We start from the raw sequence: 17,746 nt of genomic DNA, 5'->3' as shown, positions 1-17,746 counted from the left end.
GGCTCACCGTCGGTCAGCCGAGCGGGATGACCGGTTCGGTCGAACGGGTGGCGTAGAAGCAGCCCGTGGTGGGCAGGCTGCTAACCGCCGGCGGCGTGGCGCCGTCGTAGACGGCCAGCAGGAAGTTCTGCGGGCACCGCCTGGTGCTGCCGGTACGGATGCCGAAGTGCAGGTGCGGACCGGTCGAGTTGCCGGTGTTGCCGGTCAGCCCGATCTGCTGCCCGGGGGCGACGGCCGCGCCGTTGGAGACCGACCACGACGAGAAGTGGCAGTACGTGTAGACGGCCCCGTCGGTTCCGGTCAGGTTGATGCCGCGCCCGCACGAGCTGTCGTCGATGACCGTCACCGTGCCCGCGCGCACCGCGTACGCCGGGGTGCCGGTCCAGACCGGGAGGTCGATCGCGGGATAGTCGTGGTGCGGGTCGTCGTACTCGCCGCGGGGCAGCGCGCTCCGGGGGACGGGCAGCGAGAACGCGACCGCTCCGGTCGAGGAGGTGATCCGGACAGCGTCGGCGACGACGTAGCCGGGCTGGCTGGTCCAGCGGCTGACGCCGACCACGTTGTAGTCGCCGGCGGCCAGGGTGAAGATGCCGAGGCTGACCCAGCGGCCGCCGTTGGCGCGCTGGTCGACGACCACGCTGCGGGTGCCGCCTGTGGTCGCCACCATGAACGGGGTGGCGCTGTTGTAGCCGGCGTCCGCCGGATACCAGACCTCGACCAGGTGGGCCCCGGCCTCGGCGATCGACGCCTTGAACCAGGCGGCGTCGCTCGTGACGGTGTTCGGTGCCGCGAACCGGTAGTCCGCGCCGTGCCGCTGGGCGGACCATGCCGACGTGCCCCAGTCGGGGCCTGCGGTGAACCGTCCGGCGGTGGCGTTGTCGACCGTGGTGGTCGCGGCCGCCGCGGGGTCCGCCGGGCCGAGCAGGACCAGAGAGGCCGCCACGACGGTGGATAACCAGCGGGTGATGATTCTCATGGGCTGTTCCCTTGGGGGGTAGAGGGAATGACAGGTGAAAGTATTCAACCAACATGGAATCGTCAATGAAAGATATCTCCATCAACCGGTTGCTCAGCCCGAGGTCAGCGGCCGGAGTTACGGGAGGTTCGGGCGCGGCTCACCGTGGCAGAGTCGAGATAGCCACTCGCCCGTCAACCTATGATCTTTTCATGTGATATCCGCCAGATTGTCGGAAAGGCCTTCATGATTCACCCCCTCAGCCGGCGGTCCGCCCTGCTGGGCGCCGCGGCCGTGACCGGTCTCGCCCTCGGGGACAGACCGGCCGAGGCGGTCGGGAGGGCCGCGTTCGACGCCGCGCGTGAGCGCTGGGTGGACCTGCTGGCCGGCGGGACGTACCACGCCGCCCACGCCGACAAGACGCGGGCGGTCGAGGGCTCGGCCCACGCGGTGCTGCGCAAGCTGAGGCCCGACCACGATCGGCCGAGCCTGTGGCCGGACCTGCCGCTGGACGACCCCCGGACGGGCGACTTCAACCGCGCCTACAACCGGATGCGCACCCTGGCGCTGGGCTGGGCCACGCCGGGCACCGCCATGCACCGGGACGAGCAGGTCGCCGAGACGGCGGCCAGGGCGCTGGACTTCCTGTACGAGCACGCCTACCACGAGAAGCTCGACCCGAGGGGCAGCAACTGGTACTGGTGGGAGATCGGCGTGCCCCGCTCGCTGACCGACACCTGCGCGCTGATGTACGACGGCCTGCCCCAGGATCGCCTCAGACGCTGGCTGCGCCCGTTACGCCGCTGGTGCCCCGACCCGGAGCGGCGCGTCAGTCACCCCGGGGTGGTCGAGACCGGCGCCAACCGGGCGAGCAAGGCCATGGCCGTGGCGATGCGGGGACTGCTGACCCACGACGCCCGCCTCGTCAAGCGGGCCAAGGACGCGGTCTCCGACCTGCTGCGGACGACCAGGGGCCCGGGCGACGGCTTCCACCGCGACGGCTCGTTCATCCAGCACGACGTGTACCCCTACACCGGCAGCTACGGCGTCGACTACCTGGAGAGCGTGGCCAAACTGATCGCCATGCTCGCCGGCTCGCCCTGGGCGATCCCCGACAGCGAGAAGGTCCACGACATCGTGGACCGCTCCTTCGTCCCGTTCGTCTTCGACGGGCTGATGATGGACTGCGTACGCGGCCGGGCCATCTCACGCCAGGGCCACCGCGACTACCACGCGGGGCAGAGGACGGTCGAGGCCATCCTCACCCTGCTGGAGGCGGCGCCCGAGCGCCATGCCAGGCGCTGGCGGCCCATGGTGAAGGGCTGGCTCACCCGCAACCAGGCCGTCCCGTACGAGACGCTCGCGCCGCCGGCGAGCATCGCGAAGGCCAGGGCCCTGCTGGAGGACCCGTCCGTGCCGGTCGGCCCGCGCACGACGGGCACGTACGTCTTCCCCGACATGGACCGGGTCGTGCACCGCCGCCCCACCTGGGCCTTCGCGATCGCGATGAGCTCGGAGCGGATCGGCGCGGCCGAGGCCATGAACCGGGAGAACCTGCGCGGCTGGTACACCGGCGACGGCATGACGTACCTCTACACCGACGACCTCACCCACTGGAACGACGACCTGTGGCCCACGATCGACCCGTACCGGCTGCCGGGCACCACGGTCGACCGCCGCAGGCGCGCCGACCTCCGGCACGGCGAGCGCCGCCTGCCGCCCACCCCGTGGGCCGGTGGCGTGGCGCTCGACGGCGGGTACGGCGCGGCGGCCATGAGGCTGGTCGCCGGCGGCTCCTCGCTGCGGGCCAAGAAGGCGTGGTTCCTGCTCGACGACGCGGTGATCGCGCTCGGCGCCGGCATCACGGCCTCCGACGGCCGCCGCGTCGAGACCGTGGTGGAGAACCGCAACACCCACGACTGCCACCCCGCGCTGACCCGGGGCGACGACTGGATCCATCTGTCCGGCGTGGGCGGCTACGCGCTGCTCGACGGCACCGCCCCGAAGCTGGTCCGCGAGAAGCGCACCGGCCGCTGGCGCGACATCGACAAGGGCGCCACCACCGGAGGCGACACCACCCGCGTCACCAGGCACTACACGACGATCCTCGTCGACCACGGCATCGACCCGCGCAAGGCGCGCTACGCCTACGCCGTGCTGCCCGGCGCCTCCTTCGCCCGGACCTCGACCTACCGCGAGGAGGTCGAGATCCTCGCCAACAACGGAACGGCGCAGGCGATCTCCCGCGACGGCCTGCTCGCCGCCGTCTTCTGGCGCGCGGGGACCGTGAAGACGCCGGACGGGCCGCTCGCCGCCGACGGCCCGTGCGCGCTGCTGGTCCACCGCGACGGCGGGCGGGCCAGGCTCGCGGTCTCCGACCCGTCCAGGACCGCCGGCGAGGTGAGGATCACGCTGCCCTGGGCGGTGAAGTCGCTCGGGGAACGCGACCGCGGCGTCCGCAGAGCCAAACGGGCGATCAAGATCGAACTGGACGGCACCCGCGGGCGCACCCGCACCGCGGTGCTGCGGGTCTGATCCCTCGCCTGGACTGTTCGACTGATCGACGTCGTCGGATGGCGACGCGTAGTCGATCTTGACCCGGCATCAGTTTTCTGGCTTGATCGTTTTCGTTCGCGTCCTTGCCAGGAACGGAGTACCCACGTGCGCTTCTCCCCATCGGAACGGTCAGGCATCGCCCGGACCGTACGTCGGCTGGTCGCTCTCCTGTGTGCCATGACCATGACGACCGGCCTCGTCACCGCCGTGGCACCCGTGGCCTCGGCCGCCGACTCGATGACAGAGCTCGGCTTCATCAACAACCGGCGGGGCAACAGCGACGTGGCCGCTGGAGGAGGCAAGGTCTTCGTTTCCGGAAATGACCGGATCGTGGTCGCGGACACCAGTGGGGAACTGGTCGGCGCGATCACCGATCTGGCAGGGCCGGCAGGACTCGCGGCGGCACCTGACGGCACCCGCGTGTATGCGGCGCTGTATGAGTCGCACGAGGTCATCGAGATCGACACCGCGACCCTCGCAGTCACGCGGCGGATCGACTTCGCGGCGCACCCGTGCCCGGTCAGTCTGTCGCTGTCCGGCGATGTGCTGTGGACCGCGTACGGGTGCGACCGTGGCGTCGGTGGTGTCGCCGGTCTCGATGTGTCGGCCCCGGCGCCGCAACCTGTCGCGGTCGTGACGGGGAGGTACACGCCACCTTTGATCGCCGCCGCGGGGAACACGCTGGTGCTCGGTGACTCCCGCGTCGAACCAGTCGATCTCCAGGTGTACGACGTGAGCGCAGGTTCCGTCGAGTTGCGCGGCGAGATCGACGAGGGCGCCCATGCCATGACCAACCTGAGAGATCTCGCCGTCACACCGGATGGCTCGAAGGCCGTGCTGACCTTCTCGGACCGGTACGAGACCTGGGACACCACGAGTCTGACCAGGGTCCGGGTCTACGGCGAGGACATGTCGGCCCAGGGCTATGCGGCAGCCGTGGCGGTCAGCCCGGATGGCAGTCATATCGTGGGCGGGTGGACCACTCGAGGCGTCGAACTGTACGACGTGGCGACGGGGGCCACGACCTACTCGCAGAAGAGTCCTACCGGGTGGCCCAACCCCGTGATCATCAGCGGAGGGGTGACCGTCGCCGGTGATGACGTCTTCGCCGTGCTGTGGGTCCCCGGCTCCGAAAGGCTCCGCCTGTGGCGGCTGGAAGACGCCACTCTGGTGCAGACGACCATGACCTTGACGGCTCCGGAAGAGGCCACGGCGCTGGAGCCGCTCACCCTGACCGGCCGTCTCACCCGGGCTGACGGCGCGGCTCCGGGAAGGCAACGGCTGGAGGTGTCCCACCGGCTGCCCGACGGGACCAGCACGGCCCTCCGCCGTGCACGGACAGCGGCAGACGGTACGTTCACCATCACCGTCACCCCGCCGGTCGCCGGGACGGTCGGCTATGACGTGAACTGGCCCGGTGCCGCCGGCGTCCGAGGGAGCACGGCATCGGTGGCGGTGATGGTGTCCCTGCAGTCGGCGTTCGTGACGTTGACCGGGCCCGTGGACGGAGTCGTCGGAAAGCGGCTCCGCTTCAAAGGCGAGTTGAAGTTCGGCGACCAGGCGCCCACCACACGCCCGTCGTTGACGGTGATGCGTGAAAGCGCCGATGGCGTCGTCGAGGACCTCGGCACGGTGCGGGTCGCCAGGAACGGGTCGTTCCGCTTCGACGACCGACCCGATCAGGAGGGCAGGTACATCTACGGGGTCTGGTGGGATGGTGACGATGCCACCGAACACGCGGGTGCCGCCCGGCACGTCACGGTGAGGCCCGGAAACGGCTGAAGCCGGTCTCGAAGGCGGGTGAGCCGGTCGTCGGCGACGGCGATCGGCTACCGCCCGTGGCCCGCGGCGGTGAGGCCGGCGACCGCCGCGACGGCCTCGTCCACCTCCTGTTCGGTGTTGTAGTAGTGCGGCGACAGGCGCAGGCACCAGTCGACGTCCTTGTCGCCGAAGTCGAACTGCGCGAAGTGGCGGAAGCTGAGCGCCGAGTTGATCCGGCGGGCGTCCATGGCCGCCTTGAACGGCTCCGGCTCCCAGCCGTCCACGGCGAAGGTGACCAGGGCGCCCAGGCGCCGGCCGTGGTCGAGGACGCGGATCCCGGGCAGGCCGGCGAGCGCGTCGCGCAGGCGGGCGGCCAGGGCGGGGGTGCGGCGGCCGATGGCGTGCATGCCGACCTCGCGGGCGTAGCGCGCGGCGGCCGCGCAGCCGAGGACGAGGGCGTACGGGAACTCCCAGTCCTCGAACCTGGCCGCCGTCTCGACCGGCTCGTAGCGGCCGGGCTCGACCCAGCGCGCCCCGTACATGTCGATGAACAGCGGTTCGTAGCCCGCGCGCAGCACCCGGTCGGACACGTACAGGAAGCCGGAGCCGCGGGGGCCGCGCAGGAACTTGCGGCAGGTGGCGGTGAGCAGGTCGCAGCCGATCTCCTCGACGTCGATCGGGTACTGGCCGACGGACTGGCAGGCGTCGACCAGGTAGAGCAGGTCCAGTTCGCGGCAGAGCCGGCCGATCTCGGCGACCGGCTGGACCAGGCCGGAGTTGGTGGGGATGTGGGTGACGGTCACCAGGCGCGGGCGGTGCAGGCGCATCAGCGCGGCCATCGCCGCCACGTCCACCCCGCCCTCGGGCACGTCGGGCGCGTGCACGATCCGTACGCCGAACCTCTTGCGCAGCGACAGGAAGGCGATCTGGTTGGAGATGAAGTCGTTGCGGGTGGTGAGGATGACGTCGCCGGCCTCGAACGGGATCGCCGACAGGGCGGTGGAGAACGCGTGGGTGGCGCTACCGGCGAAGGCGATGTTCTCGGGAGCGCAGTTGATCAGCGCGGCGGTCTCGGCGTAGAAGCCGCGGACCTGCTCGGCGCGGGCGGCCGCGGCCTCGTACCCGCCGAGGTCCGCCTCCAGCCGCAGGTGGTCGACCATCGCGGCCAGCACGGGCGCGGCCATGAGGCCGCAACCGGCATTGTTGAAGTGCACGACGCCCGCGGCCCCGGGAGTGTCGGCGCGCAGGGCGGCGACGTCCAGAAGCGGTTCTGGGGAGATGCTGGAAGCGCTATTATCGATCCTCATGTCAGACGGTAGCAGTTCGGTCGAGCTGGCGGCCAGGCTTCGCGCGGAGATCGAGCGGCTGGCGCCGGGTGACCGGCTGCCGAGCAGCCGGGAGCTGATCCGGCGCCACCGGGTGGGCCCCGCCACCGTGTCGCAGGCGATCGCCACGCTGGCCGCCGAGGGCGTGGTGGTCACCCGTCCGGGCAGCGGCACCTACGTCGCCGCCCGCGCCCGGCGGCGCGCCGAGGTGGCCGACACCTCCTGGCAGACCGTCACCCTCGCCGACCGGAGCGTGGACACCCGCCTCCTCACCGACGCCGGCGGCCCGCCGCCCGCGGGGACGATCATGCTGGACGGCGGCTACCTGCATCGGTCGCTCCAGCCCGGCAAGATCCTGACCGCGGCGCTGGCCCGCGCGGCGCGCCGCCCCGACGCCTGGGACCGCGCCCCCGCCGGCGGCCTGGCGGCCCTGCGCAGCGTGTTCGCCACCATGGCCGGCGACGGCGTGCACGCGGACGACATCCTGGTCACCGCCGGCGGGCAGAGCGCCCTGTCCATGGCGTTCCGCGCCATCGCCGGGCCCGGCGACCCCGTCCTGGTGGAGTCGCCCACCTACCCGGGGGCGATCGCGGCGGCCAGAGCGGCCGGCCTGCGCCCGGTCCCGGTGCCCATGGACGCCGACGGCCTGCGGCCCGGCCTCCTGGCCGACGCCTTCGGCATGACCCGCGCCCGCCTGCTCTACTGCCAGCCGACCCATCACAACCCCACCGGCGCCGTGCTGGCGCCGCCACGCCGCAGGGAGATCATCGACGCGGCCAGGGCGGCGGGCGCGTTCGTGATCGAGGACGACTTCGCGCGGCACCTCGGCCACGGCACGCCGGTGCCGCCGCCCCTGCTGGCCGACGACCGCGACGGCACCGTGATCTACCTGACCTCGCTCACCAAGCCGGCGGCGCCAAGCCTGCGCATCGGCGCCCTGGTGGCCCGGGGCCCCGTGATGGCACGCCTGCGCGCCGTCCGGCTGGTCGACGACTTCTTCATCAGCCGCCCGCTCCAGGAGACCGCGCTCGAACTCCTCAGCTCTCCGGCCTGGGAACGGCATGTCCGCGCCCTGGCGGTGGCGCTGCGGGAGCGGTGCGGGACACTGGCGGCCGCCGTCACGCGCGAGCTCCCCGGCTGGACACTCGACCGCGTCCCCGCGGGCGGGCTCCACCTCTGGGTCCGCCTGCCGCACGGCGCCGACGAGACCGCGGTCGCCGGCACGGCCCGTCAGCACGGCGTCGCCGTCAGCGCCGGCGACCGCTTCTTCGCCACCGAGCTCCCCGCCGCCTACCTGCGCCTCAGTTTCGCCGGCGCCGCCGACCGGGCCGAGCTGATCGAAGCCGTACGCCGGCTCGCGTCCTCCGGTCCCTGACGCGCGATCCCACATCTCAGGGCGCCCACCGGTCAGAGCACTCCGGGAAGCCCGACCCGTACTGGCAAATCGGGGGCTTTCGACTCAACTGCCTCATGGCTACGATCGGGCATCGGTCGCCGATGTGGCGATCTTCTCCAAGAACGCACCGATCGCCGAGGAGAGTGTCCCGCACGTGGCTGAGTCAGGCAGGACCGGGCGACAACGGACGGGGACGATGGACGACGGGAACGGGTTAGCGGGGCCGTCCGGCGACGGCCCGCGGCGACGGGGCGGTGTCCGGCGGCTGCCGTTGCGCACCGTGCTGCTCATCGTCGTGTTCGTGCCGAGCCTGACCTTCGCCCCGCTGCTCGCTTCGGGCATGAACCAGTTGTTCACGCAGTGGCAGGCGGAGAAGGCCCAGATGGACCTGGCCACCACCACGGTGGGCGTACCCGCGTCCGCCCTGTTCTTCGGCCTCGACCGGGAGCGGCGGCTCACCGCGGAGGTGCTGGCCGGCTCGGCGAGCGCCCGCGCCGAGCTCACCGAGCAGCGCCGGGTGACCGACCAGGCCGTGGCGGCGTTCCGTCCGCTGACCGCCCTGGACGTCCCCGACGCGCAGGAAGGGCTCGCCGACGCCATCGCCAGGACCGATCGCGGCCTCGGCCTCCTCGCCGAGCAGCGCCGGGCGGTGGACGCCGGCCGGTCCGGCGCGCAGCGCGCGTTCGACTACTACAGCGGCGTGCTGGAGTCGGGCCTCGGCGTGCTGACCACGCTCGGCAGGACCGACGAGGGCCAGGTCAACAGGGAGGCGCAGGCGCTGAGCGACCTTTACTGGGTCGTCAACCTGCTCGGCCGCGAAGACGCCGTGCTGGCCCGCGGCTGGGGGACGGGGCGCCTGACGAGGAACGAGTACGTCCTCGTCTCCGACGCCATCGGCGCCAGGAACCACCTCATGCGCTCCCGGGTGATCCCCGCTCTCAAGGGCGACGAGACCCCGTACGCGAAGCTGACGGACGGCAAGGCGTGGGCGACCATGACCGCCATGGAGGAGCGGCTGATCACCAGCGCCCCCGAGGGTGACCAGGTGACGCTCCGCGGCGACAGCGTCGCCTGGCGCTCCTCGGTGGAGGCGGTCACCGGGCAGCTGCGGCAGCTGATCGACCTCCGGTTCGAGAACGTCAGCAAGATCGGTTACGACCACGCCCGCATGGTCTTCACCGTCTTCGTCAGCATCTCCAGCGTCGGCCTGCTCGCCCTGGCTCTGGTGATCTTCACCAGCTGGCGGCTCACCGCCATTCTCCGCCGCCGCATCCTGCACCTGCGCCACGAGGCCCACGAGCTCCAGGAGCGGCTGCCCGACGTGGTCGCCCGGCTCGAACGCGGCGAGGACGTCGACGTGGACGCGGAGGTGCGCACGCTCCAGCCCACCCCCGACGAGCTCGGCGAGCTCGGGCAGGCGCTCAACCTGGCCAGCCGCAGCGCCGTGCTCACCGCCGTGCGGCAGGCCGAGCAGCACCGCGGCTTCCAGCGCATGCTCCAGCGCATCGCCCGCCGCACCCAGATCCTCATCGGCCTGCAGCTGAAGAAGCTGGACGAGCTGGAGCGCAGGCACGAGGACCCCGAGGTGCTGGAGGGCCTGTTCGACCTGGACCACCTCACCGCCCGGCTGCGCCGCTACGAGGAGAACCTGGTGATCCTGGGCGGCGGGCAGCCGCAGCGCCGCTGGCGCAAGCCCGTCCACCTGCTCGACGTCCTGCGCGCCGCGCAGGGCGAGGTCCAGGACTACCGCCGGATCGCGATCGACGTCGAGGGCGAGTCCTGGATCGCGGAGCGCGCGGTCGGACCGCTGGTCCACGTCCTGGCCGAGCTCATGGAGAACGCCACCGCCTTCTCCAGGCCGCTGACCCCCGTGGAGGTGCGCGCCGCGCCGGTCAGCCGGGGCGTCGCCGTGGAGATCGAGGACCGGGGCCTGGGCATGGAGCCCGAGCAGTACGACGCCGCCAACGACCTGCTGCGGTCGCCGCCGCGGCTCGACGTGATGACCCACGCCGACGACGTGCGTCTCGGCCTGTACGTGGTCTCCCGGCTCTCCGCGGGCCTGGGACTCAAGGTGGAGCTGCGGTCGTCGGCCTTCGGCGGCACCCGGGTCATCGTGCTGATCCCCGAGTCGCTGGTGGTGGACCGGCCCCGCGCGGTGCCGGTTCCCGAGGAGGTCTCCAGTCCCCGGGAAGACGCCCGCCCGGCTCACGAGGACGGCGATCTGCCGGCCCGTTCCAGAGGACGCGCGATGGCGCACGTGACCGCCTCGGCGTCACCGGAACGGGACGACGCGCCGGCGTCGTCCGGCCTCCGGCCGCTCCCCCAGCGGGTGCGCCAGGCCAGCCTCGCCGCGGAGCTCAAGGTCCCGGCGGCCAGAGACGAACGGACCGGCCAGGAGTTCGCCGTGCGCGACCAGCCCGGCCGGTCCAGCGCCGCGATCGGCGCCTTCCAGAGGCAGTCCCGCAAGCGCCGGACCGGTGACGACGCCTCCCGGCCCGGGCAGGGCGGATCCGCCGAGTCCAGTTCCCCTACGACGGAAGATCGATGATGACGCAGCGCACCACCGCCACGAACATAGATGTGGACTGGCTCCTGGACGGCCTGGTCGACCGGGTCGCGGGCACCCGGCACGCCATCGTGCTGTCCGACGACGGCCTGGTGATCAGCCGGTCCAGGACCATCGAACGCGCGGACGCCGAACGCCTGGCGGCGATCGCCACCGGCCAGCAGAGCCTGGCCCGCGGCGTGGGGCAGCTGTTCAGCGGCGGCCCGGTCCACCAGGTGATCATCGAGATGGCCGACCTGTGGCTGTTCGTCACGGCCGCGGGCCGGGGGACCCATCTGGCCGTGGTCGCGTCCCAGGAGGTCGACGCCGAGCTGATGAGCGTCGCGATGCACACCCTGATCCAGCAGGTGGGCCAGGCGCTGGGCACCGAGGCGCGCCCCCCGCATGACGGGGGGAGACACGGATGAGGCACTGGACGGAGGGCTTCGAGGACGAAGACGCCGACGAGTCCCTCGTCCGTCCCTACACGATCACCGGCGGACGGACCGCACCCGAGCGGGACGACCTGGCGCTGATCACCCTGGTGACGACGGTCTCCGAGGCCTTTCCGGAAGCCGCGCGCGGCCGGAGAAGGATGCAGCCGGAGCACCGCACCATCTTCACGCTCTGCAAGCGGCCGCTGGCGGTGGCCGAGGTCGCCGCCGCGCTGAACCTGCCGGTGTCGGTGACCAAGATCCTCATCGGCGACCTGATCGAGTCGGGTCAGGTGCTGGCCCGGCCGCCGCTCTCCTTCGCACAGGCAGGCGGTTTCCCCGACATGGCAATCCTTGAGGCGGTGAGGGATGGGCTACGCGAACTCTGACCATGCGGACGCCGCTCCCCTGGCAGTGAAGATCCTGGTCGCCGGCGGTTTCGGCGTCGGGAAGACGACCCTGGTCGGCGCGGTGAGCGAGGTCGCCCCCCTGCGCACGGAGGAGTACCTGACCCACGCCAGTGTCGGCGTCGACGACCTGGAGGGCGTGGGCGGCAAGTCCACCACCACGGTCGCGCTGGACTTCGGCCGCATCACCATCAACAGGCAGCTCGTGCTCTACCTGTTCGGCACGCCCGGCCAGGAGCGCTTCTGGTTCATGTGGAACGACCTCGTCAACGGGGCGATGGGCGCGGTCGTCCTGGTGGACACCCGCCGGCTGGAGGTGAGCTTCGCGTCGATCGACTTCTTCGAGAGCCGCGGCATCCCCTTCGTCGTCGGCGTCAACTGCTTCCACGGTGTCCGTGACCGGACGCGGGAGGAGATCCGCAAGGCGCTCGACCTCGACCCGCAGGTGCCGCTGGTGCTCGGTGACGCCCGCGACCGGGCGGCGGGGCGCGACGTGCTGCTGGCGCTCATCGACCACCTGATGGCCACCCGGTCCCGCACCGCGCCGCATCCCGTGGCCTGACGCGTCCTACCAGGCGGAGCCGTCGTGGCTCCGCCTTGGCGGGCGGTTCAGGCGCGGCCGTTGGCGGCGCACCAGCTCGCCCAGGTGGTGGCGCCCTTGCCAAGCTGCTTGTTGTAGAAGGACGTCCACGAGTTCTCGCTCGGCCCAGGCGCGCCGGGTGCGGCCTTGTACAGCGGATGGCTCTTCTCGACCTCGGCCCGCAGCCACGGCTCGATGTCGGCGTACGAGCTCAGCGACCAGCTGCGGGCGTGGTAGGTGAGCTGGCCGCGCACGTCGGTCTCCGCCAGGCACATGAACGGCGCCCACGGGCTGGTCCGCGACCAGCTGATCTTCGTCTTCATCGCGCCGGACGGGACGCCGGGCTTGGTGCGGGCCGCCGCCTCGCGGTCGTCCACGGAGAAGTCGAACATCTCCTGCGCCGCGTACACGCCGCCGACCAGGCCGAACCGCTCGCCGAGGGTGGCGCCGAAGTCCGTCCGCACGGGGATGTCGCTGGTCCACACGGTCTCGTCGTGCAGGCGCTGCAGCGGCGGGCCGACGTAGGAGGAAGTGATCGGGAACGGGCCGAAGTTGACCGTGTCGTTGTTGATGGGGACGACGGGATACGTCTTGCCGTCGACCGGGTTCTTCCACGTGCGCACGACGTGCTTCGGGTCGGCCGGGTCGGTGTAGAAGACGATCTCGCGGGAGAGCTGGTAGAGCTGGGTCGTCCCGGGGACCCGGTACAGCCGCCGGATGTTGTAGCCCTCGATGTTGAAGAGCTTCTGGCCGTGGCGCAGCTCCGGGTCCAGGCTGTTGCCCTCGATGTTCGCGTACACCGAGCCGGAGATCCGGAAGACCATGTCCTTCCCGTCCGGGCGTCCGAACGTCTGGAGGGAGAGCTTCGCGCTCTTGTCGGTGACCGTCTTGTAGACGGGCCCGGGGTCTGTGGGGGCGCCGCCGTCCGCCGCCGCGCCCGGCATGCCGGTACCGAGGACCAGGACGACAAGGGCTAAGAGCCCCGTAACGCTTCGTTTTAACACGTGAACGCCTTTCACTTGGAGACGCAAGCGAACAGCGCCATATGTGATCATGCCGAGCGAAGGGTTGTCCAGGCGGCGTCAGCGCCGGGGGTCGATGTGGATCTTCGGACCGGCGCCTCCGGGACGGCGGCCGGCGAGGACGCCGGCCGTCTCGGCGAGGCCGACCGTGGCCGCGACCAGCGGGCGGGCGTCCACCGAGCCGTCGGCGTAGGCGGCGATCGCGCCGGCCAGACCGGCCGAGCCGCCCAGGATGCCGACGGCGGTGACGTCCTTGAGTACGACGTCGCGGGTGTCGAGGGTGGACGGGGTCCGGGCCAGGCCGATGTAGACGAGGCGACCGGCGGGTTCGACGAGGTCGAGCGCGAGTGCGGGCAGCCCGGGCGCGTTGGAGGCGTCGATGACGGCGTGCCAGGGCAGCGCGGGCAGCGACGCCCTGGTCCAGGCGCCGGTGAAGCCGAGGTCCGCGGCCAGGCGCAGGCCCCCGTCGTCGCGGCCCATCAGGTGGACCTCGATGCCTTGGGCACGGGCGAACAGCGCCGCGAGCAGGCCGATCGTGCCAGTCCCCAGGACCAGCAGCCGATCGCCCGGATCCAGGGCGGCGCCGCGGACGGCCCGCAGCGCGTTGCCGCCGGGTTCGACGAGGGCGCCGAGCGCGGGGTCCACGGTGTCCGGCAGCCGGTGCAGGGCGGTGACGGGCACGGCGACTTGTTCGGCCAGCGCGCCGGGGCGGCCCCGGCTGATGCCGATCTCGGCCAGTTCGGCGCACACGTGGTGGCGGCCGGCGCGGCAGCGGGCGCAGTGGCCGCAGCCGAGCATGGTGTCGCCGGTGACGCGGCGGCCGAGCCAGGCGGGGTCCACGCCCTCGCCGGCGGCGGTGACGCGCCCGCACCACTCGTGGCCAGGCCGTAACGGGTAACGGGACCGGCCGGTGCTCAGGTAGCTCATGTGGCCGGTGAACAGCTCGACGTCCGTGCCGCACACGCCGGCCCGTTCGACGTCCACCACCACCTCCCCGGGCGCGGCGACCGGCGGCTCGACCTCCTGGACCTCCGCCTCCCCCGGGCCGGTCAGCACCAGCGCCCGCGTCACCGGGGGCCGATCACCTTCTGGCGCTGGCTGCCCAGGCCGTCGATGCCGAGCTCCATCACGTCGCCGGGCCGGAGCCAGACGGGCGGGTTCTGGCCCATGCCGACGCCGGGCGGGGTGCCGGTGTTGATCAGGTCCCCCGGCTCCAGCACCATGAACTGGCTCAGGTGGTGCACGATGACGTACGGGTCGAAGATCATCGTCTTGGTGGTGCCGGTCTGGCGGCGCACGCCGTTGACCGTCAGCCACATGCCGAGGTTCGTGACGTCGGCGATCTCGTCAGGGGTGACGAGCCAGGGACCGGCCGGGTTGAAGGTCTCGGCGGACTTGCCCTTGCTCCACTGGCCGCCGCGCTCCATCTGGAAGGCGCGCTCGCTGACGTCGTTGACCGCGCAGTAGCCGGCGATGGCGTCGCGGGCCTCCTCCACCGAGTCGAGATAGGAGGTGCGCCTGCCGATGACGATGCCGAGCTCGACCTCCCAGTCGGTCTTGGTGGAGCCGCGCGGGATCCGCACGTCGTCGTACGGCCCGACGAGGGTGTTGGGTGACTTGGTGAACAGGATCGGCTCGTCGGGGACGGCCTGGCCGGTCTCGGCGGCGTGGTCGCTGTAGTTGAGGCCGATGCAGAGGATCTGGTGCGGCCTGGCGATCGGGGCGCCGACGCGCTCGCCGGCGAACGCGCGGGGCCGGCCCGCGGCGACCCGGTCGGCGAGCAGGGCGGCGCCGCCCCGGGCGAAGAACCGCTCGTCGAAGTCGGGGGTGACGTCGGAGACGTCGATGTAGTGGGTCTCGTCCACGCGGACGACGGGCTTCTCGGCGCCTGGCGCGCCGATGCGCATGAGCTGCACGTGTCTTCTCCGTTAGCTGGAAGGGGGCCGATCGCCGGAGACGATGGCGAGGATGGCGGGCAGGTCGTCCACGAGCGCCCGCACGGGGGTGCGGTAGGCGAGGCCGCTGATGCTGATCGCGCCGCTGGGCACGGTGGGCGAGGTCAGGTAGGCCGGGACCGCCAGGCAGTTGACGCCCGGCTCGTTCTCCTGGTCGTCGACGGCATAGCCCTGCCTGCGGACCCGTACCAGCTCGGCGTGCAACTCCCCGGCCGTGCCGATGGAGCGGCCGGTGGGCCGCTCCAGCGTCCTGTCGCCCACCCAGGCGCGCACCGCGTCCTCGTCGGGCAGGGCGGCGGCCAGCAGCATCTTGCCCACGCCGGTGCAGTGGGCCGGGTTGCGGCCGCCCACCACGGAGCTCAGCCGCACCGCCCCGGACGGCGGGTCGAGCTTGGAGCGGTAGACGACCCAGGGGCCGTCGAGCACCGCGTAGTGCACCGTCTCGCCGTACCGGTCGCACAGCGCCTCAAGGATCGGGGTCACCCGGACGTGGTCGGGGCGGGCCTCGTGGTGGGCGAAGGCCATGCGCAGGAACTCGTCGCCGAGCACGTAGCGGCCGTGTCCGTGCCGGCTGGCGAACCCGGCCCGGCGCAGCGAGGCCAGCGCCCGATGCACCGTCGGCTTCGAGCTGTCCACCGCCCGCGCCATCTCCTCCAGCCCCACCCCGTCGGGGTGACGGGCCAGCTCCGCGAGCACCGCCAGCACGCGATCGGAGCCTACGAGCCGCTGCTCCTCCGTCCATTCGGGCATATTCCGTACGTTAGACCGTCGTTCCAGGAAACGGAAGTTGCTCCCGGCGAAGCCTTCCCCCGGGCGGCGGGAGCCGGTTAGCCTCGCAGACAGTTCCACCCATGTGTTATCGATTCCAACTATTGGAAAGAGACATGCGCACCGCTCTCATCACCGGCGGGGTCAGCGGCCTGGGCAGAGCCGCCGCCGTCCGCCTGGAAGCCGACGGCGTCCGGGTCGTCACCCTCGACGTCGCCGACGGCGCGGACCTGGTCGTGGACGTCACCGACGCCGCCGCCGTCCAGGCCGCCGCCGACGAGATCGGCCCGGTCGACATCCTGGTCAACTCCGCCGGGATCGTCGGCCCCAACGCCCCGCTCTGGCAGCTCCCGCTCGACGGCTGGCGGCGCACCTTCGAGGTCAACGTCGACGGCACCTTCCACACCTGCCGCGCCTTCGTGCCCGGCATGCGCGAGCGCGGGTGGGGCCGCGTCGTCAACATCGCCAGCATGGCCGGCAAGGACGGCAACCCCAACATGTCGCCGTACTCCGCCTCGAAGGCCGCCGTCATCGCGCTGACCAAGTCGCTCGGCAAGGAACTCGCCACCAGCGGCGTGCTGGCCAACGTGATCGCCCCGGCCGTCATCGAGACCCCGATGAACGCCGACACCGGCCCGGAGGCGCTGGCGCACATCACCGGGCTCATCCCGATGCGCCGCGTCGGCCGCCCCGAGGAGGTCGCCGAGCTGATCGCCTGGCTGGCCTCCGACAAGGTCAGCTTCTCCACCGGCGCCGTGTACGACATCAGCGGGGGACGCGCCACGTACTGAGCTTCATAGGCGAACATTTGACCGTTTTATGCCTTTTTGCTACGTTTGAGGCTTGCAGCAGCGGGGTCCGCCATGCGACCGCTGTGTTCTGCCCGGACCGCGCCTTCGCGCGGCCGCCTAATCCGCCATCCGGCGGAGCCGGGGACCCACTCTCATTCCGGGGTGAATCGGCGCCCGATCTCGCGCCGTAGGGCACTTCCACGCCCGAACCCGTCAGCTAACCCGGTAGGCGGCATGGAAGCTAGGAGCAATCCCTTCATGCGTCTCACCCATCGGATCAGCCATCGGATCAGCAGTGCCCTGCTCGGCCTCGCCGTAGCCACGGGCGCCATGACCACCGCCGCCGGCGCCGCCCAGGCCGCCACTCCGGCCGCGGCCGTCGAGCGGCCCCTCGCCAACGCCCCCTCCGTGGCCGGCAGCGCCGCGTACCTGATGGACGCGAAGAGCGGCGAGGTGCACTTCAGCAAGGAGGCCGACCTGCGCAGGCCGGTCGCCAGCCTCACCAAGGCGATGACCGCCTACACCGTGCTCAAGCAGGCCAAGCCGACGGACAAGGTCACGATCACCGCCGAGGACGTCGAGTACGGCAGCCAGGGCGGCGCTTCGGTGGCCCACCTGCGCGCCGGCGACACCCTCACCGTCGAGAACCTGCTGTACGGGCTGATGCTCCCGTCCGGCGCCGACGCCGCGCACGCGCTCGCCCGTGCCTACGGCCCCGGCGTGCCCGGGTTCGTCGCCGAGATGAACGACACCGCCCGCAAGCTCGGCATGACCGACACCGTGTACGTGAACGCCGACGGCATGCCCTACCGGGGCGGCGGCCACTCCACCGCCCGCGACCAGGCGACGCTCGCCAAGGCGACGCTGGATGACCCGACCCTCAAGAAGATCACCTCGACCCGGTACCACGCCGTGGAGTCGACGTCCGAGCACGGCTCGTACGCGTGGAAGAACACCAACCGCCTCCTCGCCGCGCCGGGCGCCCTCGGCGTGAAGACCGGCTACACCAGGGACGCGGGCTACACGCTCGCCTTCGCCGGCGAGCGCGACGGCAACCGCCTGGTCGGCGTGATCCTCGGCGAGACCGACTCCGGCCGCCGCTTCCAGACCGCGCAGGCTCTGCTGGACTGGGGGCACGCGGGCCACCGATAGGTCCCTTTCCTGCTTGTTGCCTGGGAAGATGTGGCCTGGTGGCAGCCGGGGCCGCACGATCGGCTAGCGTCGAAAACGGCGCGTGCGGACGGTTTGTCC

Annotated in this window: 15 protein-coding genes and 1 riboswitch; of the genes, 9 read left to right on the top strand and 6 right to left on the bottom strand. The window is 71.8% G+C overall.

Features of this window, described 5'->3' with window-relative positions:
- Positions 1-13: 13 nt before the first annotated feature.
- A complete protein-coding gene (locus tag ACZ6YG_RS18820; protein ID WP_466018705.1) occupies positions 14-976 on the bottom strand; it encodes a golvesin C-terminal-like domain-containing protein in 963 nt (320 codons plus the stop codon).
- A gap of 225 nt (positions 977-1,201) precedes the next feature.
- On the opposite strand from ACZ6YG_RS18820, the gene ACZ6YG_RS18815 reads away from it, so the two are divergent.
- Both ACZ6YG_RS18815 and ACZ6YG_RS18810 read left to right on the top strand, forming a co-directional pair.
- A complete protein-coding gene (locus tag ACZ6YG_RS18815; RefSeq protein ID WP_466018704.1) occupies positions 1,202-3,490 on the top strand; it encodes a polysaccharide lyase 8 family protein in 2,289 nt (762 codons plus the stop codon).
- Between the two features lie 198 nt (positions 3,491-3,688).
- Complete coding sequence (locus ACZ6YG_RS18810) at positions 3,689-5,293, top strand: YncE family protein (protein WP_466018703.1); 1,605 nt, start codon at positions 3,689-3,691, stop codon at positions 5,291-5,293.
- A 47-nt stretch (positions 5,294-5,340) separates the two neighbouring features.
- On the opposite strand, the gene ACZ6YG_RS18805 is transcribed toward ACZ6YG_RS18810, so the two are convergent.
- Complete coding sequence (locus tag ACZ6YG_RS18805; protein ID WP_466018702.1) at positions 5,341-6,579, bottom strand: aminotransferase class V-fold PLP-dependent enzyme; 1,239 nt, start codon at positions 6,577-6,579, stop codon at positions 5,341-5,343.
- On the opposite strand from ACZ6YG_RS18805, the gene ACZ6YG_RS18800 reads away from it, so the two are divergent.
- The 5 genes from ACZ6YG_RS18800 (at position 6,578) to ACZ6YG_RS18780 (ending at position 11,941) form a co-directional block, all read left to right on the top strand.
- Positions 6,578-7,972, top strand: a complete 1,395-nt coding sequence (locus ACZ6YG_RS18800) for an aminotransferase-like domain-containing protein (protein ID WP_271277750.1) — start codon at positions 6,578-6,580, stop codon at positions 7,970-7,972. The two genes, ACZ6YG_RS18805 and ACZ6YG_RS18800, sit on opposite strands and share 2 nt — an antisense overlap.
- Before the next feature lie 217 nt (positions 7,973-8,189).
- Complete coding sequence (locus ACZ6YG_RS18795; RefSeq protein WP_466018701.1) at positions 8,190-10,541, top strand: sensor histidine kinase; 2,352 nt, start codon at positions 8,190-8,192, stop codon at positions 10,539-10,541.
- Positions 10,541-10,966 carry a roadblock/LC7 domain-containing protein gene (locus tag ACZ6YG_RS18790; RefSeq protein ID WP_148034344.1) on the top strand — a complete coding sequence of 142 codons (426 nt, stop codon included), beginning with the start codon at positions 10,541-10,543 and terminating at the stop codon, positions 10,964-10,966. Before ACZ6YG_RS18795 ends, ACZ6YG_RS18790 begins: the two co-directional genes overlap by 1 nt.
- On the top strand, positions 10,963-11,361 hold the full coding sequence (locus ACZ6YG_RS18785) for a DUF742 domain-containing protein (RefSeq protein WP_148029748.1): 399 nt from the start codon (positions 10,963-10,965) through the stop codon (positions 11,359-11,361). Before ACZ6YG_RS18790 ends, ACZ6YG_RS18785 begins: the two co-directional genes overlap by 4 nt.
- A complete protein-coding gene (locus ACZ6YG_RS18780; RefSeq protein WP_148029747.1) occupies positions 11,342-11,941 on the top strand; it encodes a GTP-binding protein in 600 nt (199 codons plus the stop codon). Before ACZ6YG_RS18785 ends, ACZ6YG_RS18780 begins: the two co-directional genes overlap by 20 nt.
- A gap of 47 nt (positions 11,942-11,988) precedes the next feature.
- Here ACZ6YG_RS18780 and ACZ6YG_RS18775 read toward each other — a convergent pair whose 3' ends face one another.
- The 4 genes from ACZ6YG_RS18775 to ACZ6YG_RS18760 form a co-directional block, all read right to left on the bottom strand.
- A complete protein-coding gene (locus ACZ6YG_RS18775) occupies positions 11,989-12,903 on the bottom strand; it encodes a DUF1838 family protein (protein ID WP_271277748.1) in 915 nt (304 codons plus the stop codon).
- A gap of 138 nt (positions 12,904-13,041) precedes the next feature.
- Complete coding sequence (locus ACZ6YG_RS18770; protein ID WP_466018700.1) at positions 13,042-14,052, bottom strand: zinc-dependent alcohol dehydrogenase; 1,011 nt, start codon at positions 14,050-14,052, stop codon at positions 13,042-13,044.
- Positions 14,049-14,897 carry a fumarylacetoacetate hydrolase family protein gene (locus tag ACZ6YG_RS18765; protein WP_466018699.1) on the bottom strand — a complete coding sequence of 283 codons (849 nt, stop codon included), beginning with the start codon at positions 14,895-14,897 and terminating at the stop codon, positions 14,049-14,051. The genes ACZ6YG_RS18770 and ACZ6YG_RS18765 overlap by 4 nt, the downstream gene beginning before the upstream one ends.
- 12 nt (positions 14,898-14,909) lie before the next feature.
- The gene (locus ACZ6YG_RS18760) at positions 14,910-15,686 is read right to left on the bottom strand and encodes an IclR family transcriptional regulator (RefSeq protein ID WP_148029743.1); all 777 of its coding nucleotides are present in this window, start codon (positions 15,684-15,686) and stop codon (positions 14,910-14,912) included.
- Positions 15,687-15,820: 134 nt separating this feature from the next.
- On the opposite strand from ACZ6YG_RS18760, the gene ACZ6YG_RS18755 reads away from it, so the two are divergent.
- Both ACZ6YG_RS18755 and ACZ6YG_RS18750 read left to right on the top strand, forming a co-directional pair.
- Positions 15,821-16,495: an SDR family NAD(P)-dependent oxidoreductase gene (locus ACZ6YG_RS18755; protein WP_466018698.1), complete on the top strand. Its 675-nt coding sequence runs from the start codon at positions 15,821-15,823 to the stop codon at positions 16,493-16,495.
- Positions 16,496-16,599: 104 nt separating this feature from the next.
- A riboswitch (cyclic di-AMP (ydaO/yuaA leader) is annotated at positions 16,600-16,742 on the top strand.
- A gap of 11 nt (positions 16,743-16,753) precedes the next feature.
- The gene (locus tag ACZ6YG_RS18750) at positions 16,754-17,647 is read left to right on the top strand and encodes a D-alanyl-D-alanine carboxypeptidase family protein (RefSeq protein ID WP_466018697.1); all 894 of its coding nucleotides are present in this window, start codon (positions 16,754-16,756) and stop codon (positions 17,645-17,647) included.
- The last annotated feature ends 99 nt before the right edge of the window (positions 17,648-17,746 follow it).

The organism is Nonomuraea sp. NPDC054003 (assembly GCF_055585125.1).
Note: the sequence above shows the minus strand (reverse complement) of the source record. Positions and strands in the feature narration are given on the sequence as shown.